Here is a 23,805-nt window from a genome sequence, read left to right as displayed (position 1 = left end):
GATTGTCAGTGGCGGGACCTACCGTCGGTGACATGACTGAGCAGGGGGTGCGCTGGACCGCGGACCAGGTGCTGGCACTGGCGCCTGACGCCGCGTCACGCAAGGCCGGGAGCAAACTCACCGTGGCCGGGCCGTGGTCCGGGACGGGGAGCGGAGAGGGGACGGTGTGGGGGCTGTGCAAGGGCAGCGGCAGCAGGCCGTACCAGACGGTGGTGGACCTGGCCGGCGCGGCCGGGCCGGCGTACAAGTGCAGTTGTCCGAGCCGTAAGTTCCCGTGCAAGCACGCGCTCGGGCTGCTCCTGCTGTGGGCGGGTGACGACGGCGCGGTGCCGGCCGCCGCGCGGCCGCCGGAGTGGGCCGGGCAGTGGCTCGCGGACCGGCGCGGACGTGCCGGGAGCGGACGGGCGCGGGCCGAGGCGGGTCCGGCCGCCGGGCCCGCCGATCCGGAGGCGGCCCGGCGGCGGGCCGAGCGCCGGGCCGAGCGGGTCACGGCGGGCGCGAGCGAGCTGGAGCAGCGCCTGGCCGATCTGCTGCGCGGCGGCCTGGCCGCGGCCGAACACGCGGGGTACGGCCTGTGGGACGAGACGGCGGCCCGCATGGTCGACGCGCAGGCGCCGGGACTGGCCGCCCGCGTCCGGGAACTGGGGGCGATCCCGGCGTCCGGTCCGGGCTGGCCGGCGCGGCTGCTGGAGGAGTGCGCGCTGCTGCATCTGCTCGACCAGGGCTGGCTGCACCGCGACCGGCTGCCGGACGGCCTCGCGGCCACGGTCCGCTCCCGGCTCGGCCTGCCCGCCGCGCCGGACGGCCCGCCGGCGCGCGACCGCTGGCTGGTGCTCGCCCAGTACGACACGGTGGACCCGAAACTGACGACCCGCCGCATATGGCTGCACGGCGCGGGGTCCGGCGGTACCCGGCTGCTGGTGTCCTACGGCGCGGCGGGCCGGGCGCCGGAGCTGTCGCTGCCGGTGGGCCTCGCCCTGGAGGCGGAGCTGACGGCGTACCCGGGCTCCGGCCGGTCCCGGGCCGCCCTGGGCGAGCGGTTCGCCCCGCCGGCCCCGGCCGCGTTCCGGCCGCCGGGTGTGTCGACCGCCGAGGCGGTGTCCCGGTACGGCGAGGCGCTGCGCGACGACCCGTGGCTGGACGCGGTCCCCGTCACCCTGGACCGGGTGACGCCGGTCCCGGACGGCGACGGATGGCAACTGGCCGACGCCGACACGGACACGGCCCTGCCGGTGAGCCGGGCCGCCCGCTCCCGGCCCGGCCTGTGGCGGCTGGTCGCCCTGTCCGGCGGCGCCCCCGTCACGGTCTTCGGCGAGTGCGGCCACCGCGGCTTCACCCCGCTCACGGCGTGGGCGGAGGGAGAGGGCGAGGCGGTACCGCTGTGCTGACCCTGGCGGGCGAACGCGGAAGGGAAGAAGACGAAACGGAAGAGGGAGGGGAAGGGAACGTGATGAACGGGACACCGCCCAGCGGCGGGACACGGGCCGGCGGGGAGGCGACCGATCCGGCGGACTCCTGGGGGAGTCCGGCGAACACCGAGCGCCACTCGGTCGGCTCCTCCGCGCACCCCGTACAGGCCCCGGCGGCCTCCCGAACGACCGCGGCCCCCTCCCCGCCGGCCCCGGCCGCCTCCTGGGAGGACCTGGTCACCACCGCGCTCCTCGGTACCGACCGGCGTGCCCCGGCGCACGTCGTACCGGGCCGTCCGGCGCCGGTGGCCCTGCTCGACGCGGCGGCCGTGGCGACCGTACGGCGGCGGGCCGGGCTGCGGCCCGCGCGGGCGGCACGGCGGCCCGGTCCGGCGCCCGCCGATCCACGCCCCGCCCTGCCCGCACCGGCGGCCCGCAGACTCACCACCCTGCTGGCCGACCGGTCCGGCGGCGCGGCCGGCGGCCGGCGGGGCAGCTCCCCGGACCTCATGGAGCTGCTCCCCCAGTGGCTCGCGGCGGCCAACGCGCACGGGTACGCCGCACCCCCGCAGCTGCTGCCCGCCCTGCTGGACGCGGCCCGGGGCCGCACGGACCTGCGTCCGGCGGCGCTGGCCTTCGCCGGCCCGCGCGCACTCTGGCTGGCCCGGCTGAACGCGGACTGGCGGTTCGCCCTGCGCGCGGCCCCCGGCGGCGGCGCGGCACTGCCCGATCCGGCGGACACCGAGGCGGTGCGCCGGTTGTGGCAGGAGGGGCTGTTCGCCGAGCGGGCGGCACTGCTGGGGGCCCTGCGCGTCCACACGCCCGCGCTGGGCCGCGACTTGCTGGCGTCGACATGGGCGACGGAGCGGGCGGAGGACCGGCTGATGTTCCTCGACTCGCTGCGTACGGGCCTGTCGGACGCCGACGAGCCGTTCCTGGAGCAGGCGCTGGGCGACCGCAGCCGCAATGTCCGGGCGACGGCGGCGGAACTGCTGTCGGCGCTGCCGGGCTCGGCGCTCGCCGCGCGGATGGCCGTACGGGCCTCGGCGTGCGTGGCCCTGGACCGTACGGGGAGCGCGCCGGCGATCGCGGTGGAGGCGCCGCTCGAATGCGACGCGGCCATGGAACGGGACGGTGTCGTGGCCGCACCGCCCGCGGGGCGGGGAGAACGGTCCTGGTGGCTGGGCCAGTTGGTGGAGGCCGCCCCGCTCGGCGCCTGGCCGGGGCGGCTGGGCGGACGCACGCCTGAGGAGATCGTCGCGCTGCCGGTGGCGGACGGCTGGCAGGGTGAGCTGCACGCGGCCTGGTGCCGGGCGGCGGTACGGCAGCGGGATGCCGGGTGGTCGAGGGCGCTCCTCGGCTCGCCCTCGGCGCCCGAGGCGGGTGGGCCGGGCGCGGTGTCCCTGGCGGAGCGGGCGAAGCTGCTGGCCGCGCTGGATCCGGCGGAACGGGCCGTGTGGGTCGCCGGGTTCATCGCCACGCACGGCCTGTCGGAGGCGTTCCAGTTGCTCGGGGTATGCGCGGTCCCCTGGGCTCCCCCGCTGGGCCAGGCGGTCGTGGACGCCCTGAACATCGCCCGGGACGCGGGCAGTTACCCGTGGAGCTTCAGCGGGGTGATGGGCCTGGCGGAGCGCTGCCTGGACCCGGCGGAGGCGGTCCGGCTGGAGGCGCTGCTGGCGGTTCCCGACGAGCGGGAGGACGCGTCGCCGGGGGCCGGCGGGTACTGGGCGGAGGCCTTCCAGCGCCTGGTCACGACCTTGCGGCTGCGGGCGGCGATGGCCCGGGAGCTGACCCCGCCCGCCCAGACCGCGCCTGCGCCGGGCACACCCGCGCAACCACCGGAGACACCCGCACCACCACGGGAGGCAGCCGCGTAACCCGCGAAGGGACCGCCCGGCCACCGGCGGCGACCGCGCGACGGCCGAGGCCAGCCGCCTGGCCCGCGCGAGCAGCCGCGGAACCGCCAGGCGCGGCTGCGGACCGGCCTTGGGACGGGCTGGACGGGCTGGACGGGGGACCGTCGCGTGACGGCCGGAGACAGCCGTCCACCGCGCGCGAGCAGCCGCGGAACGGCCCGGAGCAGCCGCCTGCCCGACGGGAGGAGACCCCCAACCACCAGGAGCGATCCAGCCGCGCAACCCTGGAAGCAACGCCGCTCGGAGACAGCCGCGCCGCCAGGAAACAGCCGCCGGAGACAGCCGGTCAGCCGATCAACCGGTCAGCCGCCCGATGCCGCCGGCTGGCGGACGTTCGCGCGGACCCACTCCACGATCGACGCGGTCGTCGCCCCGGGGGTGAAGATCTCCGCGACACCCTTCTCCTTCAGCGGCGGGATGTCCTCGTCGGGGATGATGCCGCCGCCGAAGACGAGGATGTCCTCGGCCTCCCGCTCCTTGAGCAGGCCGATGACGGCGGCGAACAGCGTGTTGTGGGCGCCCGAGAGGATGGAGAGGCCGATCGCGTCGGCGTCCTCCTGGATCGCGGTGTCGACGATCTGCTCCGGCGTCTGGTGGAGCCCGGTGTAGATGACCTCCATACCGGCGTCGCGCAGGGCCCGCGCGATGACCTTGGCCCCACGATCGTGGCCGTCGAGCCCTGGCTTGGCGACCACCACGCGGATCGGACCGGCTGCCACACCCATCACTGCCTCCATCAAGCGACCACGGAAGCGATCGCTTCCGTCCGTATCGACAAGTACCGCACTTTTGGCGCGTTCCGCCACCGTCGCGAAGTGAACGAACGTTATCTCCAGCATCCCGCAAGCGGCAGTTTTACGGTGCGCGGCGAGGGGGAAATCACATGGTGGGACATGAGGGCACACGGGGGTCGAGCCGCCCCCCGGTGTGCCGACAGGAGGTGCCCATGAAGGTCACCGGGGTTTTGCCGCTCTTCCTCCCGCTCTGCCGCCGTATGTGGCCCGGCAGACTCGCCGGACTGTCCATGACGCTGCTGCGGGCGACGGCCCTGGAGGCGGCGATCCTCGCGGGTCACCTCCTGCTGTACCCGACCGGCCTGATCCAGGAGCGGCGCTCCGGCGCCCTGCCCGCCCCGGACGGCACCGCGCGGCTGCCGGTCCGCCCCGCGCCACCTGTCGTCCTGCTGCACGGCTTCATCGACAACCGTTCGGTGTTCGTCCTGCTCCGCCGCACCCTCGCCCAGCACGGCAGGCACCGGGTGGAATCACTCAACTACTCGCCGCTGACCTGCGACATCCGCATCGCGGCCGAGCTGCTCGGCCGGCACATCGAGGAGATCTGCGAGCGCACCGGCAGTGCCCGGGTCGATATCGTCGGGCACAGCCTCGGGGGCCTGATAGCGCGCTACTACACCCAGTGCCTGGGTGGTGACCTGCGGGTACGCACGCTGGTCACCCTCGGCACCCCGCACTCGGGGACCCGGGTGGCGCCGCTGGCGGACGCGCACCCGATCGTGCGGCAGATGCGGCCGGGCTCCGCGGTGATCGAGGAGCTGGCGCGGCCCGCCCCCGGCTGCCGGACCCGCTTCGTGAGCTTCTGGAGCGACCTGGACTCGCTGATGGACCCGCTGGAGACGGCCTGCCTCGAGCACCCGGACCTGGACGCGCAGAACGTCCGGGTGACCGGCATCGGCCACCTCGCCCTGCCCGTGCACCCCGCCGTGGCGGCCGGGATACGCGAGGCCCTGGACACCCCGGACTCCGGGGACCGGGCCGCCGACGGCCTGACAGTGGCCTGAGCCCGGTCCCGGTTACGGCCGGAGCGCAGAGCCCCCGCAGAGCCCGCGCACAGCCGGCGCATCGCCGACGCACAGCCCTCACTTCGCCACTCGACATCGAACATTCTTCGAACGCAAAGCCAAGGTCGGGTCCTGGAACCCCGAAACACGGCCGAATGCCCGTTTCCGGCCCACGCGAAACAGGCCGAAGATTGTCGCGCCCAGGTACCGCCGGGTACAGTCGCCGCACTGCTCTGGCAGCCCCTGTTGTCGAGGCGAAAGAGAAGTTGGTGAACGACCGTCACCCGTCGGGGACCATGACCACCCCGGCCCCGGCTTCCGACGCCTCCACCGCGCACTACGCGCCGTATGGGGCACAAGAAGCCCCCTACGACGACCTCACCACGTACGGCGGTTACGACGCCACCCATTTCGCAGGTGACCCCGGGAGCACCACGGGCTTCCACACCGACCCGCTCTTCGGCAGCCTCCCGGGCGGCGGCGAGCAGGCCACCGGCGCGTACGACACCACGCACTGGCAGACCGGCACCGCCCAGACCCCGGCCTACGACCCGTACGCGGCGCAGCAGTACGCCGCCTATGACTCCGGTGTCTACGACAGCACCGCCTGGGCCGTCCCCGGGCAGCCCACCGGGAACGACGTCAGCGGCCAGTGGGACGCCGGCGCCTGGTCGCAGCCGGACTCGTCCGGCGGCACCGACCCCGCCCAGCAGTGGGAGTGGGGCACCCAGACCTTCGACACGGGCGCGTACGACGCCACGCAGTGGAACTCCGCGGAACAGAGCGTGCCGGCGCAGTCCGAGCCGGGTGGCGAACCGTTCGATCAGCAGGCCACCGCGACCTTCGAGCAGGCACCGTACGAGGACGCCGACTTCGACGAACAGCACGCCGCCGACGGCGAGTCGGACTCCACCGGCGAACTGCCGGCCGTGACCGATCTGCTGGACGGACAGGAAGAGGTCGCCCCGGCGCCCGCGACCCGCGCCGGCTCGCGCGGCGGGGCGCGCTCCCGGCGCCGTACGCCCGCCAAGCGCTCCGCGCTGCTGACCGTCGCCGTGCCGTCGGCCTGTGTGATGGGGGTGGCCGGGATCGCCGTCGCCTCGGTCGGCGCGCTGACCGACGACTCCAAGGACACCGCCACCACCGCCTCGGACGCGCAGCCGGTCAAGCCGTCCGTCGCCAACAGCAAACTGGACAGCCAGCTCAAGACGCTCTCCGCGGGCGCCGACGACTTCGCCGACCGGGCGAGCCGCACCCAGGAGCGGATCGACCTCAAGGCGCAGCAGGAGCTGGAGAAGAAGAAGGCTGCCGCGGAGGCCGCGCTCAAGGAGCGGCTGCGGCCCAAGTTCGCGCTGCCGGTCACGCAGCACGGACTCAGCGCCTACTTCGGCCAGGCGGGCATCAACTGGATGTCGGTGCACACCGGCATCGACTTCCCGGTCTCCTACGGCACGACGGTCATGGCCGCCACCGACGGCACCGTCACCACCAAGTGGAACAGCGCCTACGGCAACATGATGATCGTGACGGCGAAGGACGGCACGGAGACCTGGTACTGCCACCTCTCCAGCTACAGCGTCGCCTCCGGGACGACCGTCAAGGCCGGCCAGCCGATCGGCCACTCCGGCAACTCCGGCAACTCCACCGGTCCGCACCTGCACTTCGAGGTACGGCCGGCGGGCGGGGCGGCCATAGACCCGCTGCCGTGGCTGCGCAGCCACGGGCTGGATCCCACGTAGACACCAGGGCCCCGCTCTTCAGCGGGGCCCTTCCGGCTTTCCCGGCTTGCTCTGCCTGCTACAGCTTCTCCACCGGCGCGTACCGCAGCAGCAGTCGCTTCGGCTTGGCGTCGCCGAAGTCGATCGTCGCCTCCGCGTTCGAGCCCGTCCCCTTCACGGCGACGACCGTGCCGAGCCCGAACTGGTCGTGGGTGACCCGGTCCCCCACGGTCAGCGCGACCACCGGCTTCTCCGACGTGCGCCGCGTGGCGAACCCGGACGCGCCCGACGCCGAGGAGCGCGAACGGGTCGAGGACAGCGAGGCGGCGATCCCGGACGCCGGTCCGGAGGCCACGGGCGCCGCCGCGCCGGTCCGCTTCCACTCCACATGGGCGGGCGGGATCTCCTCCAGGAAGCGGGAGGGCGGGTTGTACGACGGCTGGCCCCAGGCGCTGCGCAACGCCGACCGCGTGAGGTAGAGCCGCTCCCGCGCGCGCGTGATGCCGACGTACGCCAGGCGCCGCTCCTCCTCCAGCTCCTTGGTCTCGCCGAGGGCGCGCATGTGCGGGAAGACGCCGTCCTCCATGCCGGTCAGGAACACGACCGGGAACTCCAGGCCCTTGGCGGTGTGCAGGGTCATCAGCGTGATGACGCCGTCGCCGTCCTCCTCGTCCGGGATCTGGTCGGAGTCGGCGACCAGGGCGACCTGCTCCAGGAAGTCGGCCAGGGTCCCCTGCTCACCCTCGCCCCGCTCCTGCTCGAACTCCATGGCCACGGCCGCGAGTTCCTGGAGGTTCTCGATCCGGGTCTCGTCCTGCGGGTCGGTGGAAGCCTGCAACTCGGCCAGGTAGCCGGTGCGTTCGAGGACGGCTTCCAGCACCGTGGCCGGTCCGGCGCCGGACTCGACGATCGTCCGCAGGTCCTCCATCAGCGTGTTGAACCGCTTGACCGCGTTGGTGGAGCGCGCGGCCATGCCGTACGCCTCGTCCACGCGCTTCAGGGCCTGCGGGAAGCTGATCTTCTCGCGCTGGGCGAGGGCGTCGACCATCGCCTCCGCGCGCTCGCCGATGCCCCGCTTGGGCACGTTGAGGATGCGGCGCAGCGGCACCGCGTCCTCGGGGTTGGCGAGGACCCGCAGGTAGGCGAGGACGTCCCGGACCTCCTTGCGCTCGTAGAAGCGGACTCCGCCGACGACCTTGTAGGGCAGGCCGACGCGGATGAAGATCTCCTCGAAGACACGGGACTGGGCGTTGGTGCGGTAGAAGACGGCGACGTCTCCCGCGCGCGCGTGGCCCGCGTCGACCAGGCGGTCTATCTCCTCGGCGACGAACTGGGCCTCGTCGTGCTCGGTGTCGGCGACGTAGCCGACGATCCGGGCGCCCTGCCCGGCGTTGGTCCACAGGTTCTTCGGGCGGCGGGACTCGTTGCGCTCGATGACCGCGTTGGCGGCGGACAGGATGGTCTGCGTGGAGCGGTAGTTCTGCTCCAGCAGGATCGTCGTCGCGTCCGGGTAGTCCTCCTCGAACTGGAGGATGTTGCGGATCGTCGCACCCCGGAAGGCGTAGATCGACTGGTCCGCGTCGCCCACGACGCAGAGTTCGGCGGGCGGGACGTCGTGCTCGCCGGGCGGGGTGTCCTCGTCGTGCTCCCCGGTACCGACGAGCTCCCGCACGAGCGCGTACTGGGCGTGGTTGGTGTCCTGGTACTCGTCCACCAGGACGTGCCGGAAGCGGCGGCGGTAGTGCTCGGCGACGTCGGGGAAGGCGCGCAGCAGGTTGACCGTCGTCATGATCAGGTCGTCGAAGTCCAGCGCGTTCGCCTCGCGCAGCCGCGACTGGTACAGGGCGTAGGCCTGCGCCAGGGTCTTCTCGAAGCCGTCGGTGGCCTGGGCGGCGAAGTCCTCCTCGTCGATCAGCTCGTTCTTCAGGTTGCTGATCTTGGCGCTGAAGGACTTCGGCGGGAAGCGCTTGGGGTCGAGCTCCAGGTCGCGGCAGACCAGCGCCATCAGGCGCTTGCTGTCGGCGGCGTCGTAGATCGAGAACGACGAGGTGAAGCCGAGCTTCTTGCTCTCGCGCCGCAGGATGCGCACGCACGCGCTGTGGAAGGTCATCACCCACATCGCGTTGGCGCGCGGGCCGACGAGCTGCTCGACGCGTTCCTTCATCTCGCCCGCGGCCTTGTTGGTGAAGGTGATCGCGAGGATCTGGCCCGGGTGGACGTTCCGCTCGGCGAGCAGGTAGGCGATGCGGTGGGTCAGCACGCGGGTCTTGCCCGAGCCGGCACCGGCGACGATGAGCAGCGGGGAGCCGGCGTGCACGACCGCGGCGCGCTGGTTCTCGTTCAGCCCCTCCAGCAGTGCCGCCGCGTCCAGGACGGGGCGCGGGGCGCCGTCGCGGTAGTAGCCTCCCCCGCTCTCGCCTTCGCTCGCGCGGGGGGACCCCCATCGGTCCGGAGGCACGTCGAACTTCCCGCCGAACAGATCGTCCGGAAGCGGCTCCGGGGCATGATCGTCCTCGGGCGGCGGCGGAGGTTCCTCCTCGTGCCCACGAGGGGTCTGGAGGTCCGCCAGGAAGCTGTCGTCAAAGAGGCTGCTCATCGCTCTACGAGTCTAGGGCGCTGCACCGACAACCGGTCGCGGTCCCCGGAAGATGACGGCTCCCGGCGCGGGTCGGTCCTCGCGAGGACCGGGTACGCCGGTCGCTCACGCATCGGAAGCGCCTGGTCACACGCGCGTGAACCTTTGCGCCTCCAGGGCAAAGGTCACGGAAATGTATCGGACAAAGCGCACACCAACCTTCACAGAAGACACACGAGTTGGCTAGGTTTCCGTCAGGCCGCACGACCCCCCTCCGGCGAACCTCGCCGGGCCGCGCGGCCACCGCCGAATCCGGCGCGCCCCCGCACGGTGCCCGGAGCCGGGGACCCACGATCCTGGGGTGAATCGGCCGACTCCCGCCCGGGACGACGCCGTAGGGCGACCCTTCCGAGCACCCGCCCGAACCCTTCCCCCGAGGGAAGACCTGGGGTACCCCCACCGCTGACCCCGGCAGGCGGCAGTACGGAAGGAGTCGCCTCCCTTGGCGTCGCACCGCAAGACGCGCCCCGGCGGAACCCAGGGAGAGGGCGCCCGCACACCCGCCCTCGCCACCGCCGCCCTCACCTCCGTGGCCGTGCTCTCCCAGACGGCCGGGGCCGCACCCTCGCCCGCCCCGGGCCGGCCGAGCCAGGAGGAGATCGCACGCAAGATCGAGGACTTCTACCGCCGAGCGGAATCGGCGGCGGAGACGCCGGTCGCGGCAGGCGACGGGGGCCGGGGCGGCTGGCGGGCCGGGCGGGCCGACCGGGACGCCGGACGGGCCGCGCGGGACGCCGGGCGGGCCGATCGTGGGGACAGGGACGCCGACGCCGGGGCCGGAGGCGCCTACCGGGCGGCCGGGTGGGCCGGACAAGGGACCGGGTGGACCGAGCCCGGTACCGGAAGTGCCGATCAGGAAACCAGGCGGACCGGACGGGGCTCCGGGCGGGCCGCACGGGCCGGGTGGTCCCAGCGGGCCGAGGGCGGCGAGCTGGTCGAGCCGGCCGCGGCCGCACGACGGACCGCCGACAACCTCCAGCGGCTCCGGGACGAGGTCGCCCGCCGTGCCCAGCGCCGGGGCCGCGCCGTACAGCGGGCCGTGAACCCCGGCCAGGACAGGGCCCTCCCCACCGCGCAGGCCGTGATTCCGGCTCAGGGCGGCACCGTTCCGACCGGGCAGCCCGTGATTCCCGCGCAGGACGGCACTGTGCCGCCCCAGCGGGCCATGATCCCGGCCCAGCGCGGTACGGTCCCGGCCCAGCGCGGCACGATCGGTGTCCGGGGTACGGGCGTGACGCCGCCGCCCGCCGGGGACACCGCCGTCGCCGGTCCGGTTGGGCACACGGCCGTTCCCGCACCCCTCGGAAGCACGGCGGACCGCCGGGCGGAGGTGGCCGTGAGCGGCCCGAGGGCGGCCAAGGCGACCGTCCAGAAAAAGCTCGCCCACGCGCGCGTGCTGCTGTCCCAGCGAACGACACGGACCACCGGAACGCCCGCCACCGCCTCCGCCTCCGCCTCCACGGCCACGGCTTCCCCGGTCACGGCTGCCACCGTCGCGCCGGCAGCCACCCAGGCCGCAGCCGCCGCCGCAGCGCCCGGCACCTACGCCACCAAGGCCAGGAAGGCCATCGCCTTCGCCCGTGCCCAGGTCGGGAAGCCGTGCGTGTGGGGCGCCGCGGGCCCCGGCTCCTACGACTGCGCGGGGCTCACGCAGGCCGCCTGGAAGTCCGCCGGCGTCACCCTCCCGCGTACCGCGCGCGAGCAGGCCGGCGTCGGCACCCCGGTCGCACCGGCCGACGCCCGCCCCGGAGACCTCGTCTTCTTCGGTGACGACGCCGGCCACGTCGGACTCTGCACAGGCGACGGCATGATGATCCACGCCCCCAGGCCGGGCGCGTACGTCCTCGAGGAACCGGTCTCCGGCATCGAGGCGGCCGTCCACAGCGTGGTGCGGCCGGGCTGACTCAGAAGCGCGCCGAGGTTCATGTCCGGGGAACCGCGATCAAGCCCACGGGAACGGCGATCGAGCCCAGAGGACGACGATCAGGTCTCCAGGACGTCGGTCGAGCCCACAGGACGATGATCAGGTCCACAGGACGGCGATGAAGATGTTGGCCGTGGTCAGCAGGCCGACCAGCCCGAAGAGGCCCTTGTCGATCCGCTCCTCGTCGCGCTTCACGTAGACCAGGCCGAGGATCACGATCAGCAGGGCGAGCTTCACGCCGATCTTGATGGTGTTGACGTGGTGGTCGTCGGCCTGGTTGAGGCCGACCAGGGCCACGCCGGTGACCAGCATGGTCAGCGCGCCGTGCAGCATCCCGGGCACGAACCGGGCCGTGCCCTGGCCCATCGCCTTCATCTGGGTGAGGAAACCGCCGAGCAGCGCGGCGATGCCGATGATGTGCAGGCCGACGAAGAGATGGATGAGTACGTCCATGGAGCCGGAGCCTAACCAGCCCCCTCCGGCCCACCACCCACCGGACCCCCTCCTCAAGCCCCCTTCCTGAGCCGACGACCCTCCATGACCGTCCCGGCGCCCCCGTCACCGCCCCCGGCGACCCTCTGTCACGGCCCCCGGCGACCTTCCGTCACCACGCCCTCCCGCGAGCCCGGCGATCCGGCGGCCCGGCCCGTGCGGTCTCGCATATATGCGCCCCATAGCACCTCACAGCCACCGGCAGTCCCTCTTTCCGCTCTTCGGTCAGCACGCTCCGTTAAGGCGACGGCTCCAGCGAGCCCGCACGGTCACATACGGTCACGTCCCGGTCCATGCGAACCAGTTCCGTACACCGCGTTACCTTCTCGTCACCGTCCGGCCTAGCGTCCTCCCCCAGGTGACCGGCTCCCCACCGCCGCCCGGACCAGGGGCGGCAGTCGGCCACCACCGCCGGAAGAGGCCCGGCGGCGGCCCGCTCCCTGTGCGGGCCGCCGCGGGGCGTACCGACCGCTCGGTCGTGTGAGTCGTACGGAAGGACGTGACGGTCCAGGTGGCAGCGCACCGCAAGCGCCCCCAACGCCCGCTCAGCGGTCATACGGCCCGGACGGCCGCCACGCTCGCCCTGGCGGGCGCGGCCACCGCGACCGCCTTCGACGGGACGGGGCACGCCGAACCGCAGCCGACGCCGGCGCAGGTGAAGGCCAGGGTGGAGACGCTGTACCGGGAGGCCGAGGCCGCCACCGAGAAGTACGACGGGGCGAAGGAGGAGGCGGACGCCCGCCAGCGGCGGCTGAGCGCGCTGCAGGACGAGACCGCCCGCAAGCAGACGCGGCTCAACTCGGCGCGGGAGGCGCTGGGCTCGATCGCCGCGGCGCAGTACCGGGACGGTGGCATCGACCCGGCCTGGCAACTGGCCCTCTCCAGCGACCCCGACCGGTATCTGGACGGTGCCGCGTTCGCGGAGCGGGCCGGTGACCGGCAGGCCGCCGCCGTCTCCCGGGTGCGTCAACAACTGCGGGAGATCGAGCGGTTGCGCGGCGCCGCGCGCGTCGAGGTGAGGTCGCTGCGGTCGCGGCAGGCAGAGCTGAGACGGCAGAAGAGGACCGTCACCGGCAAGCTGGACGAGGCCCGGCGGCTGCTGGCACGGCTGACTCCGCCGCAGCGGGCCGAGGTCACCGGTGCCGGCGGCACGGGCGCCCGTGTCTCCCGGTCGGGCACCGGCGCGCGGCAGCCGCTGGAACGGCCCGGGTCCGCCGCCCCTGCCTCCCACGCGGCGGCGGCCCTCGCCTACGCCTACAGCAAGCTCGGCAGCCCCTATGTGTGGGGCGCCACCGGACCGAACGCCTTCGACTGCTCCGGTCTGGTGCAGGCCGCCTACCGCTCCGCCGGCATCTCCCTGCCCCGCACCACCTACGCCCAGATCAGCGCGGGCCGGCGAGTCTCCCGCTCCGAACTCCGGCCGGGTGACCTGGTGTTCTTCTACTCAGGGATCAGCCACGTCGGCATCTATGTGGGCGGCGGCCAGATGATCCACGCCCCCAACCCGTCGGCACCGGTCCGTCTCGCCCCGATCGACCAGATGCCGTTCGCGGGAGCGACAAGGGTGGAGTGAGGGGCAGCCGCGCGGCTGCCCCGGGGGCGGGCCCGCAGGGGGTCAGACCAGCCGGCGCGCGGTCGCCCAGCGGGTCAGTTCGTGCCGGTTGGACAACTGGAGCTTGCGCAAAACCGCCGAGACGTGGGACTCGACCGTCTTCACGGAGATGAACAGCTGCTTGGCGATCTCCTTGTAGGCGTAGCCCCGGGCGATCAGGCGCAGCACCTCGCGTTCCCGCTGGGTGAGGCGGTCCAGGTCCTCGTCCACCGGAGGGGCGTCGGTGGAGGCGAAGGCGTCCAGGACGAACCCGGCCAGCCGCGGGGAGAAGACGGCGTCGCCCTCCTGGACGCGGAAGATCGAGTCGACCAGGTCGGTGCCGGTGATGGTCTTGGTGACATAGCCGCGGGCGCCGCCGCGGATCACCCCGATCACGTCCTCCGCCGCGTCCGACACGGACAGCGCGAGGAAGCGGACCGGCCGCTCGGCGTCCGCCATCAACGCGGCGCACCGGCGCAGCACTTCGACCCCGCCGCCGCCCGGCAGGTGGACGTCGAGCAGGACCACCTCGGGCCGGGTGGCGGTGATGACCGCGACCGCCTGGTCGACGTCCGCGGCCTCGCCGACCACCTCGACCCCGGTCTCGGCGGTCTGGCCGATCTCGGCCTGGACGCCGGTACGGAACATGCGGTGGTCGTCCACCAGCACCACCCGCACGTGCCGTCCGCCCGCGCCGCCGCCGGTCCGGTCGGTCTCGGCCGGCTCCGCCGCCCCCGCCGTGCCGTTCCCCTCGGTCGCGTCGCTCATGACGTCTTCTCCGCCCTCTCCATCTCCAGCTCGACCTCGGTGCCGCCGTCCGGCACCGCCCGCAGCCGGGCCGTGCCGCCGTAGCGCTCCATGCGGCCGATGATCGATTCTCTGACACCCATGCGGTCGGCGGGTATCGCGTCGAGGTCGAAGCCGGGGCCGCGGTCCCGCACGGACACGAAGACCGTCTTTCCCTCGACTTCGGCGTAGACCTGTACGGCACCGCCCTCGCCACCGTACTTGGCGGCGTTCACCATCGCTTCGCGCGCGGCCTGCATCTGCGCACCGGTCTTCTCGTCGAGCGGGCAGTCGCCGACTATCACGACCTCGATGGGCACCCCGTGCTTGTCCTCCACCTCGGCTGCGTTGCGGCGCACGGCCTCGGCGACCGTGTCCGGTTCGTCGGCCTCGTCCTTGCCGGTGCCCTCCGGCTTGTAGAGCCAGGTCCGCAGGTCGCGCTCCTGGGCGCGGGCGAGGCGGCGCACCTCGCCCGCGTTGTCGGCGTTGCGCTGGATCAGGGTGAGGGTGTGCAGCACGGAGTCGTGGACGTGGGCGGCGACTTCGGCGCGTTCCTGGGCACGGATGCGCATCAGCCGCTCCTCGGACAGGTCCTGGGTCATGCGGACCAGGTAGGGGCCGGCGAGCAGGGTGATGCCGACGAGGACGGCGAGCGCGGCCTGGAGGACGGCGCCGAGGTGGGCGGTCGAGCCCTGGAGGACGAAGATGGCGGTGACACCGGCCGTGACGAGCAGGACGCCGCCGGCCGCGCGGAGCAGGGTGAGGGTGCGGCGCCGGCGGCCGGCCTCGGCCCAGCGGGCCCGGCGGGCGTTGTCCGCCTGGCGCCAGACCAGGGCGACACCGGCGGCGACGAGCACGGCGGGCACCAGGTACGCCTTGGTGGCGCTGCCCAGGTTCACGCTGCCGACGAAGACCACGGACACGATGACCATGAGGAGCAGCGCGACGATCTGTCCCCGGTCCGGCTTGCGGGCCACCAGTTTGCGGCGGCCGTCCGGCGAGGTCGCCGTGCCCACCAGCGACGGCTTCTGGTCGCCGACGCCGCCGATGCCGAGCGGCACGAAGAACCAGAACGCGGCGTACAGCAGCGCTCCGAGTCCGTCGGCCATGAACAGGCCGACGAAGACGAGCCGCACCCACACGACGGGCAGCCCGAGGTGCCCGGCGAGGCCCCGCGCCACTCCGCCGAGCCAGCGTCCGTCGCTGCTGCGGTAGAGCTTGCGCGGGGGCCGCGGGTCGTCGAGTGGCAGGCTTGCGGCTTCCGGCATGCCAATGATGGTCACACGAGCGGCGAGAGGGAGCATCAGGGTCGGCCCCCGAGACGCCCCTGATCTTCCGTCGGAGGCGTCCGGGCGGGCGGTCCGGCGGGTGTCGCGCGGCGCCCGGTGCCGCTCGAACGCTTCCCCATCCCGTCTCAGGGCCGATTTCAGGGTTGGCCCAGGGTCGTCCCGACTGCCGTCGCGGCGGCCGGGCCGTCACCATGGACGCATGACGGATCACGAGCACGCCGCGACGGGTCCGGGACCCGGCCCCGGCCCGCGCCCGGCCCCGGGCACCGGGCCGACGGATGCCGCGCCCGCCGCGACGGACGAGACGGGAGCGGCCGGCGCCGGCCCGCACTCCCCCACGCACGAGCCGGAACGGAAGGAGGGCGCCGAGGTGCCAGACCGGTTCCGGCGCGACCGCCGGCACAAGATGATCGCGGGCGTGTGCGCGGGACTCGGCCGGCAGACCGACATGGACCCCGTCATCTTCCGGATCACGTTGGCCGTGCTCTCCGCGACCGGTGGTCTCGGCCTCATCTTCTACGGCTTTGCCTGGCTCCTGGTGCCCTACGAGGACGAGGAGGAGAACGAGCTGCGCAAGCTCCTCACGGGCCGGGTGGACGGCCAGGCGCTGGCCGCCGTGCTGTTCGCCCTGGTCGGCTGCGGGGTCTTCCTGACGATGCTGAGGAACGGCGGGGTCCTGGCGTTCGCGACGGTGCTCTCGTTGCTGCTCGCCGGCGCCGGGTACTGGTCGCGGCGCCGCGGCGCTCCCGACCCCGACCCCCTGGCCGCGCAGGCCGCGGCTGACGCGCCGCCGGAGGCCCAGGCGCCGCCGGTCGTCACCACCTACCCCTCCTGGTGGCGGGACCCGATCGTCAAGGACGGCACCCATGTCGGCGGCACCGGCTATCTGTGGGGGCCGGGCGACGCCCGCGAGCGTGATCTGACCTCGGTCGTGGACGTCGGCGTACCCGATCCCTGGACACACCCCGGGGCGATACGGACGCCGCGCGCCGCTCCCCCGAGACCGCGCGGCCCACGCTGGATCGGCGGCTGGGTGTTCCTGCTCGCCCTGCTGGCGGGCGGCCTGGGCACGAGGCTCAGCTGGGACACGCACCCGCTGGGCACCAGCCTGCAGACCGGACTGGCGTGCGCGCTCGCGGTGTTCGGGCTGGGCATCGCGCTCAGCGCGTTCCTGGGCCGCACCGGGGCCGGCACGGTGTTCCTGGCGCTGGTCACGGCGGGGCTGCTCGCGGGGGCGTCGGCACTGCCCCGGGACATCACCACCCACTGGCGGGAGACGTCGTGGAAGCCGGTGGCGGCGGCCCAGGTGCGGTCCGGGTACGACCTCGGCACCGGGCGGGGCACCCTGGACCTGACCCGGGTGCACCCGGCCGGCGGGCAGACGGTCGCGACGGACGCCCGGGTGGGCGCGGGACAGCTGAAGGTGATCGTGCCGGCGGATGCGGCGGTGCGGCTGAGCGTCGACGTGGGGGTGGGCGACATCCGGCTGCCCGGGGACAGCGGAAAGGACGTGGACGTGCGGCCCGGCAGACACCAGGAGGTGACGCTGGCGCCCGCCAAGGGCTCCGGGAAGGGCGGCACGCTGGATCTGACGCTCGGCGTCGGAGTGGGACAGGTGGAGGTCAGCCGTGCTGCGTCATGAGTTCCAGCCGGGAAAGCTGGTCACCGGGCTGTTCCTGACCGCCACCGCCGTGGCCTTCGCGGGGGACGCGGGCGGTCTGTGGGAGACACCGTGGTTCGCGGTCGTCCCGCTGGTCGTGGGCGGGCTCTGCCTGGCCGGCGTCACGGCGGCGCTGACCCGGGGGATACGCAGACGGGGCGGCGCCGAGGGCGGTCAGCGGTAGCCGCCGGTCCTTCGGCGGCGGGCCCGCCAGGCGGCGTCGAGGGAGAGGTAGGGGGTGCCGGCGAGGACCAGGGGGAGCCAGGCCATCAGATAGGCGAGGTCGTTGCCGTAGTAGTAGGGGGTGGTCGCCCAGCTCACCGTCAGCCAGAGGCTGAGGGAGATCAGCGCGCCGCCGAGTGCGGCCAGCCGGCCGAACAGGCCGATCAGGACGCCGATGCCGACGGCCAGTTCACCGAGGGCCATGGCGTAGCCGAAGCCGACCGGGCTCTTCAGGGCAAGGTCGACCAGGGCCGGAATGGCGGCGGAGTCGCGGGCCGAGCGCATGGTGTCGCCGATGGAGCCGGTGCCGCCGGACTTCAGGAACGCGCTGTCGGTGAGCTTGTCCAGACCGGCGTAGACGAAGGTGACGCCCAGGAAGATCCGCAGGGGCAGCAGGGCGTAGTGGCCGGCGGTCTCCCGCCAGGTGCGGTGGCCGTCCAGCCGGGTGGTGTGCATGTCCGTCCGCATCCCGTGAGTCATCGCCGCCCGCCGCCTCTCGCCCTCCGTAGCACCCCTCACGTGACCATACGTATGACGAAGGGAGCCCGTTCAATCCTTTCCTGAACGATTTTCCGGATTTCGGGTGTCGGCGTGAACAGGGGGTGCCTCACGCGGCCTTGCGGGCGATGCGGTTCAGGGCGAGACCCAGGCGGCGGTCGGGCGGCCCGTCGGTCAGTCCGGTGAGCCCGATCTCCTCCGCCAGTCGTCGCAGGTGGACGTCGACCGCGGACTCCACGTGCTCGGCGAGTGCCGCCGCCGCCCGCGGCACCCGCTGCCGCGCCAGGAGCCCCGTCACGACGGCGGCCACGGCGGCCGGCCACCAGAAGCACCCCAGCACGGCATAGCAGACGGCCCAGACGGAGCCCATGACGGCGGTGTCGAAGCGGGTCCGCAGGGTGCGCAGCTCGGTCCGCACGTCGTCCGGCAGCACCATCCACAGCCGGGGCCAGCAGGCGGCGAGGTCGATGCCGTACTGGGTGTCCAGGCGGACGACGGTGGCCGCGAGCCGGTCGCCGGTGCAGGTGGGGCGCGTCGGCCGCGCGAGCGCGATGCGGTCGCGGCGGGCGGTCAGCGCGTCGATCTCCTGGCGGGCTTCCGCCGTCCGGTCGCGGGCCGGACGGGCGGCGCGCAGCCGGTCGATGTCTTCCCGGAGATCGTCCCAGTGCCGCGCACGGCGGGCGGTCAGCCGGTGGGCCGGCTGCCGGAGCGGGCCGGCCCAGTCTCCGGTCCAGATCCGTACGGCGCCGTCGCCGCACGTCCGTACCAGCGTCGCGACGGCCACGGCGGCGAGGACGAGGGCCGCCGCGGCGACGAGTTGCTCGCCGGTGGGCCAGTGCCCCGCTGTCGTCGCCCAGTGGCCGAGCCGCCTTCGCAGCAGCGACCAGTCGAGGGCGTGGGCGTGGCCGAGGACGGCGGCGGTGGCGGTGGCCCCCACGAACAGCAGGCCGGGGGCCGCCAGCGCGGTCAGCCACTTCTCGGCCAGCTTCTCGCCGAGTCCGTCGAGGACCGGGGCCACCGGTCATGCCTCCACGACGCGCAGCGGTCTGTCGTGCAGCCAGCAGCGTCCGCCGGCCGGGATGGTGCCGCTCGGCCGGCGGGGCTCGTTCAGAGCGCACCAGCCCTCGGGGCAGCGGTAGACCTCACCGCCGGCGCGGGGCACGGCACCGGGGAGGAGGGAGTCACCCGGTTCCCATCCGCGTACCGCGCCGTCCGGGCCGGTCAGGACGTGTTCGGGCACGCCCAGGGCGTCGATCGCCTGCCGCACGGTGGCCGTACCGTCGAGCACGGACCGCACGGCGGCGCGGAGGGCGGCTCCCTCCTGCTCCTCGGGCAGCCATTCGAGCGCCGCGCAGAAGCCGGCGCGGAGTGTGCGTTCGTCGTCCACCGGGCAGCTCCTCACAGTCCGTGGTGAATGACCGAGCCCCAGAACAGCGGATCGCGGTAGCGGGGGTGTGCGCGCAGCACGCCGATGGCCCGGTGCAGGGCGACCGCGGCGGGCGGGGTGCCGGGGGCGGCGAGATGGCGGTACACCTCTCGGGCGAGCAGGGGGCCCATCCGGTCGTCGACGGTCCACAGGCTGCCGATCACCTGCCGGTAGCCGCAGAGCTGGAAGGCGGAGGCCACGGAGATGACCTCGTCGGCCAGTTCCTCGCCGGGTGCGGCGCTGTGGCAGGCGGAGAGGTAGGCGAACCGGGCGTCCGTCAGCCGCTCCCCCGCCAGTTCGCGCAGGGTGAGTTCCCCGCCGTGCAGGAGCAGCCGGCTGCGCGCGGGGTCCCCGGGGTCCCGTACGCCGTGGCAGGCCAGGTGGGCGTGGGTGTGTCCGCGCAGTGCGGCCAGCACCGCCCGTGGCGTGGCCTCGGTGCCGCGCAGCACGTCCCGGCGGCCCGGCGCCGCGCCGATGGCGGCCAGTTCGTCGTCCAGGGCGGCCAGCGGGGGGTGCGCGCCGCGGGCGTCCACGGCCACGGCCAGGAGGGAGGCGGGCTCCTCGCCGGTGACCGGCAGGGAGCGTGCGTGCAGCAGGGCGCCCAGGGTCGGGGTGAACGAGGAGACGACCCGGTCGTGGGTGTGGACGGGCCCGTCGGGGCCGTCCTCCAGCACCGCGGCGTGCAGCGGGAGGAGGGACAGCACCCCGGTCGGGCACCACCACAGGCGTGGCGGGGACGCGCCGGGCTCCGGCGGTCCGGCCAGGTCCAGGTGGGCGAGGACGGGACGCACGATGCGGGTCCCGAGCCAGCGCAGCGTGTCCTTCAGCTCCTTGTCGGCCCGCAGTCGCTCGCGGCCCGTCGCCCCGCCGAGCCGGGTCACGGCGGTGCGGAAGACCTCGGCGCGCCGGCCGATCTCGTCCTCGGTGACGTCGAGCGGCAGCCTGTCCACACGGCCGGGTCCACCGGGCGGCCGGGTCACGAGCAGCACGGAACAGTCCCACGCGGACACGTTGATCACGGCGACGGGACCGTCCGCCGCGGCCTCGCTCAAGCGGTCCCAGCCGAGCGGCCGCTGGAAGTCCTCCCAGTCCTCCAGGGCGCGGATGTCCCTGACCACCTGGTCGTACTCGGCGGCTGCCGCCTTGCGTTCCTCGGGTCCGCGCTGACGCGCGACCAGCTCGGCGCAGACCCGCTCGAACCGTTCGGCGAGTGGGCGCGAGACGGCGGCGAGGTCGTCGTGCCGGCCGCGCAGCCGCAGGGCCTGGGCCAGCAGGACACCGCGCCCCTGTTCCAGCCGGACGAGTGCCTCCTGGGGCCGCCCGGCCATGACGGAGGCGGTCGCGGCGACGGTGGCCAGCGAGGACACCTCGCGCAGCCTGGTCTCCTGCGACTCCCGGCCCAGCGCCGGACCGGTCAGCTTGGGCAGCAGCTCGGTGAGCGCCACGCGGAAGCCCTCCCGGGCGAGGTCCAGGGCGCCGAGACTGGCCGCGTGGACGCCCCAGGCGTAGGCGGAGCGCAGCCGGGTGCGGATGTCCTCGGTGGGCGTGAGGGCGGTGGCGCCGTACTGCTCGACGGCCTCGGCGATGGCCCGGTCGTCGCCGAAGAGCGCGCCCCGGTCCGCGAGCAGCTCGGCCAGCTCCATGCGCGCGAGCTGCCGGATGGGGCCGGCGCCCGGGGAGCCGTCCGCGACCTGGCGCAGGATCGCCTCGGCCCGGCGCAGGTCCTCGGCCTCTCGCCGGTGGGTGCCGCGTCTGCCCAGTGCGACGGCCAGCTTGACCGCCATCACCGGGTGGTCGTGCTGGGCCGGTGGTGTGGCGGCCACGGCGAAGGCGAGGTGCTCGACGGCCTCGTCGAGGTCGGCCTGCCGTTCGTACAGGTCGTAGCGCGCGGTGAGGACGGCGGCCAGGTTGGTCAGCCGCTGGGGGTGGGCCGGGGAGGCGGCCACGGCGGGGTCGCAGCCGTCCCGGACGGCGCTGGTGGCCGCCTCCAGGTCGGCGGGGTCCTGGGTGTGGACGTACCGGTCGAGGTGCGCCAGACCCAAGAAGGAGGCGACCGACGCGCGGCGCTCGGCGTCCAGTGCCCCGCCGGCGAGCGCGGCCCGCAGCTCGGTGACCGAGGCGTCGAGGTCCGTCAGTTCACCCGTCGTCTCGAACCGCATCCGCAGGACTTGTCCCAGCTCGGCGCGGCGCAGGCTGCGCTCCGGTTCCGCGGTCGCGGACGTGGCCAGGGCGGTGCGCAGCCGGTCGACGGCGTCGTCGAGGCGTTCCAGGCCGCCGTCCCGCATGTAGGCGCCCACCTCGGCCGCGGGGCTGCCCTCGGCCGGCCGCTGAGGCGGTGCCTTGGCCAGTGCCGACGCGAGTTCGGCCAGCATCGCGTCACGGAACTGGTCGTCGGCGGGCAGCTCGGCGAGGGCCTGGCGCATGAGGGTGATCCCGCGCGCCCTGGCGTCCTCGGGTCCGACGCCGAGGTCGGCCATCGCCTGAAGGCCGATGGCGAAGCCGAAGGCGATGTGCGGCCCGGACTCCCGGCCGCGGGCCTCCGTGAAGGCGTGCCCCAGGAGCGCTCCGGCCACCAGGACCGCCTCCGGGTCCCTCGCGCCGGTGCCGGCGGCGAGCAGCGCCCTGCCGACGGCGTGCACGGTCTCGTACGCCGGCACGTCCCCGGGCGGATGTTCGGCGAAGCCGTCGCGCAGCGGCTGCGGTACCGAGGCGGGCCGGACCGCGTGCACGATCCGCAGGAGGAGGGTGTACGCGTGATGGTCCCAGACCTGGCCTTCGGGCAGGTGCTGGAGCCGTTCCAGGTAGTAGGTGCCCGCCAGGTAGACGGCGTCGAGGACGTCCGGGTCCGCGGCGGCGTGCGCCGGGGTGAGCCGGTCGCGGTGCTCGTACACGCCGCGGGCGATGTTGCGGTGGGTCTCCGACGAGAGCACCGCCTCCGGCTCGACGAACGACCACAGCCTCAGCGTGTCCGGCTCGGCCATCGCCGCATGGATGGCATCCCGTATCCGCGCGCTCGGCTCCCGCATCCCCGTACCCCCCACCGCGTCCGTGTCGCCGGCCGCGGTTGGCGGTAACTGTAGCGAGGATCACGGCAGGAGTCGGGCGATCGTATGAAATTCGGTCTGTGCCGGGGCGTTCACTCCGTCACCTGGACGACGCACCGGTTGGTCGCCACGCCGGCCGCGGTCACCACCTGCACCTCCACCGCGCCGGGCTCCACCTCGGCCGGTACGGGCACGGTCAGGACGGTGTCCGTGGGATTGCGGAAGCCGCCCGTGACCGGGACGAGGGGGACGTGCACGTCGACGGCGCCGATGCGGACGACCGTGCGGGAGAGCCGGTCGGCGTCCTGGGCGCCGGGCGGGACGAAGCCGCTGCCGCGGATCTCGATGTCGTCGCCGGTGCGGATCGGGCCGTCGAGGTCGCCGGGTTCGCGGGCGCGGACCACCGAGAGGATGACCGGCCGGCCGCCCTCGGCGTACTTGCCGGCCAGGTAGGTCGCGGCCGAGATCAGCACGATCACGCCCAGGCCCCAGGGCAGGTCGGGCAGCTGGTCGGGGCGGCGGGCCAGTCGTACGGCGGCGAACAGCAGGGCGACTGCGCTGATGGCGACGTACTGGATGTCGGTGAACGCGCCCCGGCCGGAGTCGTCGGTGAGCAGGTCGGCGGCGCGCGGACGGTGGGCGGGCACCTTCTGCAGCCGTTGGGCGAGGATGCGCAGGCCCACCACCCGGCGGACCAGGACGGCGACGCCGCAGACCACGGCGAGGACGGTGACCATGCCCGCGCCGCGCGCCAGGCCGAGGCCGGAGAGCAGCGCGTCGCGTCCGGCGTGGTCGGAGGCGGCGGCCAGGCGGGCGGCGAGCAGCAGGACGGCGTACGCGACGAACAGGACCCAGCAGGCGGCGACGGTACGGGAGGTGGAGAGGCGGTTGTCCTCGCCGATCACCGGTGCGAGCGCCCCGCCGCGCGCGCGGTGCAGGAAGCAGGCGGCGGTGAGTACGGCGGCGACGACGAGCGCGGCGAGCAGGGCCGCGGTGCGGGCGCCGGTCCAGCCCGCGCCGACCGCGGTGAGCGCCTCGGCCAGCAGCAGCGCGGTGAGCGCGCCCCAGACCGCGTACACCGTCCGCAGCCACAGCCGGGCGAGCCGGGCCGCGCCCTCGGCCCGGCTCCGTTCGGCGACGGCCTCGGCCCGCTCGGTCAGCTCCTCGGAGACCCACTGGCGGGACGCGGAGGCCGAGTGGGCCACGGCCGCCGGCAGTCCCCGGCCGGCGGCGAACTCGTCGCGCCGGCGCAGGAACGCGGCGACGGCCCGCCGGTGTCCCTCCCGGGCGCCGTGCGGGCAGTCCCCGCAGGTGCAACCGCCCTGGTGGACGCCGTCGGCGTCCGTGTGCCCTCTCGCCTCCTGCACCGCCACGCCCGACGCCCGCCTTCCCCGTGA

General features: G+C 74.2%; 18 protein-coding genes. 8 read left to right on the top strand and 10 right to left on the bottom strand.

Translation table 11 applies throughout. The features are described 5' to 3' along the window. The first annotated feature begins 32 nt into the window (after window positions 1-32). Both ACZ5DC_RS13950 and ACZ5DC_RS13945 read left to right on the top strand, forming a co-directional pair. Window positions 33-1,388 carry an SWIM zinc finger family protein gene (locus ACZ5DC_RS13950; RefSeq protein ID WP_468652429.1) on the top strand — a complete coding sequence of 452 codons (1,356 nt, stop codon included), beginning with the start codon at window positions 33-35 and terminating at the stop codon, window positions 1,386-1,388. 62 nt (window positions 1,389-1,450) lie between these two features. Beyond that, window positions 1,451-3,286 (top strand): DUF5691 domain-containing protein, encoded by a 1,836-nt coding sequence (locus tag ACZ5DC_RS13945; protein WP_468652427.1) that lies wholly within the window; start codon window positions 1,451-1,453, stop codon window positions 3,284-3,286. 341 nt (window positions 3,287-3,627) lie between these two features. On the opposite strand, the gene ACZ5DC_RS13940 is transcribed toward ACZ5DC_RS13945, so the two are convergent. Then, complete coding sequence (locus ACZ5DC_RS13940) at window positions 3,628-4,050, bottom strand: cobalamin B12-binding domain-containing protein (protein ID WP_366748622.1); 423 nt, start codon at window positions 4,048-4,050, stop codon at window positions 3,628-3,630. A gap of 221 nt (window positions 4,051-4,271) precedes the next feature. Between ACZ5DC_RS13940 and ACZ5DC_RS13935 the strand changes: the two genes are divergently transcribed. After that, the gene (locus tag ACZ5DC_RS13935) at window positions 4,272-5,123 is read left to right on the top strand and encodes an esterase/lipase family protein (RefSeq protein WP_468652425.1); all 852 of its coding nucleotides are present in this window, start codon (window positions 4,272-4,274) and stop codon (window positions 5,121-5,123) included. A gap of 269 nt (window positions 5,124-5,392) precedes the next feature. After that, entirely contained in the window at window positions 5,393-6,862 is a 1,470-nt protein-coding gene (locus tag ACZ5DC_RS13930; RefSeq protein WP_468652423.1) for a M23 family metallopeptidase, read from the top strand. 58 nt (window positions 6,863-6,920) lie between these two features. On the opposite strand, the gene pcrA is transcribed toward ACZ5DC_RS13930, so the two are convergent. Next, window positions 6,921-9,437 carry a DNA helicase PcrA gene (gene pcrA / locus ACZ5DC_RS13925; RefSeq protein WP_468652421.1) on the bottom strand — a complete coding sequence of 839 codons (2,517 nt, stop codon included), beginning with the start codon at window positions 9,435-9,437 and terminating at the stop codon, window positions 6,921-6,923. Window positions 9,438-9,918: 481 nt separating this feature from the next. Here pcrA and ACZ5DC_RS13920 point away from each other — a divergent pair, with 481 nt between their 5' ends. Beyond that, complete coding sequence (locus ACZ5DC_RS13920) at window positions 9,919-11,379, top strand: C40 family peptidase (RefSeq protein WP_468652419.1); 1,461 nt, start codon at window positions 9,919-9,921, stop codon at window positions 11,377-11,379. A 120-nt stretch (window positions 11,380-11,499) separates the two neighbouring features. Here the strand turns inward: ACZ5DC_RS13920 and ACZ5DC_RS13915 are convergent, their stop codons facing one another. Next, complete coding sequence (locus ACZ5DC_RS13915) at window positions 11,500-11,853, bottom strand: hypothetical protein (RefSeq protein ID WP_468652417.1); 354 nt, start codon at window positions 11,851-11,853, stop codon at window positions 11,500-11,502. 550 nt (window positions 11,854-12,403) lie between these two features. Between ACZ5DC_RS13915 and ACZ5DC_RS13910 the strand changes: the two genes are divergently transcribed. Beyond that, on the top strand, window positions 12,404-13,465 hold the full coding sequence (locus ACZ5DC_RS13910; RefSeq protein ID WP_468652801.1) for a C40 family peptidase: 1,062 nt from the start codon (window positions 12,404-12,406) through the stop codon (window positions 13,463-13,465). 42 nt (window positions 13,466-13,507) lie between these two features. Here the strand turns inward: ACZ5DC_RS13910 and ACZ5DC_RS13905 are convergent, their stop codons facing one another. Both ACZ5DC_RS13905 and ACZ5DC_RS13900 read right to left on the bottom strand, forming a co-directional pair. Beyond that, window positions 13,508-14,251 carry a LuxR C-terminal-related transcriptional regulator gene (locus ACZ5DC_RS13905; protein ID WP_468652415.1) on the bottom strand — a complete coding sequence of 248 codons (744 nt, stop codon included), beginning with the start codon at window positions 14,249-14,251 and terminating at the stop codon, window positions 13,508-13,510. Continuing rightward, window positions 14,248-15,537 carry an ATP-binding protein gene (locus tag ACZ5DC_RS13900; RefSeq protein ID WP_468652413.1) on the bottom strand — a complete coding sequence of 430 codons (1,290 nt, stop codon included), beginning with the start codon at window positions 15,535-15,537 and terminating at the stop codon, window positions 14,248-14,250. Before ACZ5DC_RS13900 ends, ACZ5DC_RS13905 begins: the two co-directional genes overlap by 4 nt. 220 nt (window positions 15,538-15,757) lie before the next feature. On the opposite strand from ACZ5DC_RS13900, the gene ACZ5DC_RS13895 reads away from it, so the two are divergent. Next, window positions 15,758-17,200: a PspC domain-containing protein gene (locus tag ACZ5DC_RS13895; RefSeq protein ID WP_468652411.1), complete on the top strand. Its 1,443-nt coding sequence runs from the start codon at window positions 15,758-15,760 to the stop codon at window positions 17,198-17,200. Beyond that, complete coding sequence (locus tag ACZ5DC_RS13890; protein WP_468652409.1) at window positions 17,187-17,402, top strand: hypothetical protein; 216 nt, start codon at window positions 17,187-17,189, stop codon at window positions 17,400-17,402. The genes ACZ5DC_RS13895 and ACZ5DC_RS13890 overlap by 14 nt, the downstream gene beginning before the upstream one ends. On the opposite strand, the gene ACZ5DC_RS13885 is transcribed toward ACZ5DC_RS13890, so the two are convergent. From ACZ5DC_RS13885 to ACZ5DC_RS13865, 5 genes are all read right to left on the bottom strand, one after another. Next, window positions 17,393-17,920: a DoxX family protein gene (locus ACZ5DC_RS13885; protein ID WP_468652407.1), complete on the bottom strand. Its 528-nt coding sequence runs from the start codon at window positions 17,918-17,920 to the stop codon at window positions 17,393-17,395. The two genes, ACZ5DC_RS13890 and ACZ5DC_RS13885, sit on opposite strands and share 10 nt — an antisense overlap. Window positions 17,921-18,047: 127 nt before the next feature. Further along, on the bottom strand, window positions 18,048-18,956 hold the full coding sequence (locus ACZ5DC_RS13880) for a hypothetical protein (RefSeq protein WP_468652405.1): 909 nt from the start codon (window positions 18,954-18,956) through the stop codon (window positions 18,048-18,050). Between the two features lie 3 nt (window positions 18,957-18,959). Further along, complete coding sequence (locus tag ACZ5DC_RS13875; RefSeq protein WP_468652403.1) at window positions 18,960-19,325, bottom strand: hypothetical protein; 366 nt, start codon at window positions 19,323-19,325, stop codon at window positions 18,960-18,962. An 11-nt stretch (window positions 19,326-19,336) separates the two neighbouring features. After that, window positions 19,337-22,345: a CHAT domain-containing protein gene (locus ACZ5DC_RS13870; RefSeq protein WP_468652401.1), complete on the bottom strand. Its 3,009-nt coding sequence runs from the start codon at window positions 22,343-22,345 to the stop codon at window positions 19,337-19,339. A 155-nt stretch (window positions 22,346-22,500) separates the two neighbouring features. After that, window positions 22,501-23,781: a hypothetical protein gene (locus tag ACZ5DC_RS13865; protein ID WP_468652399.1), complete on the bottom strand. Its 1,281-nt coding sequence runs from the start codon at window positions 23,779-23,781 to the stop codon at window positions 22,501-22,503. Window positions 23,782-23,805: the final 24 nt, after the last annotated feature.

The sequence above is a fragment of the Streptomyces sp. NPDC031445 genome (assembly GCF_055581365.1).
This window is presented reverse-complemented; position numbering and strand designations above follow the sequence as displayed.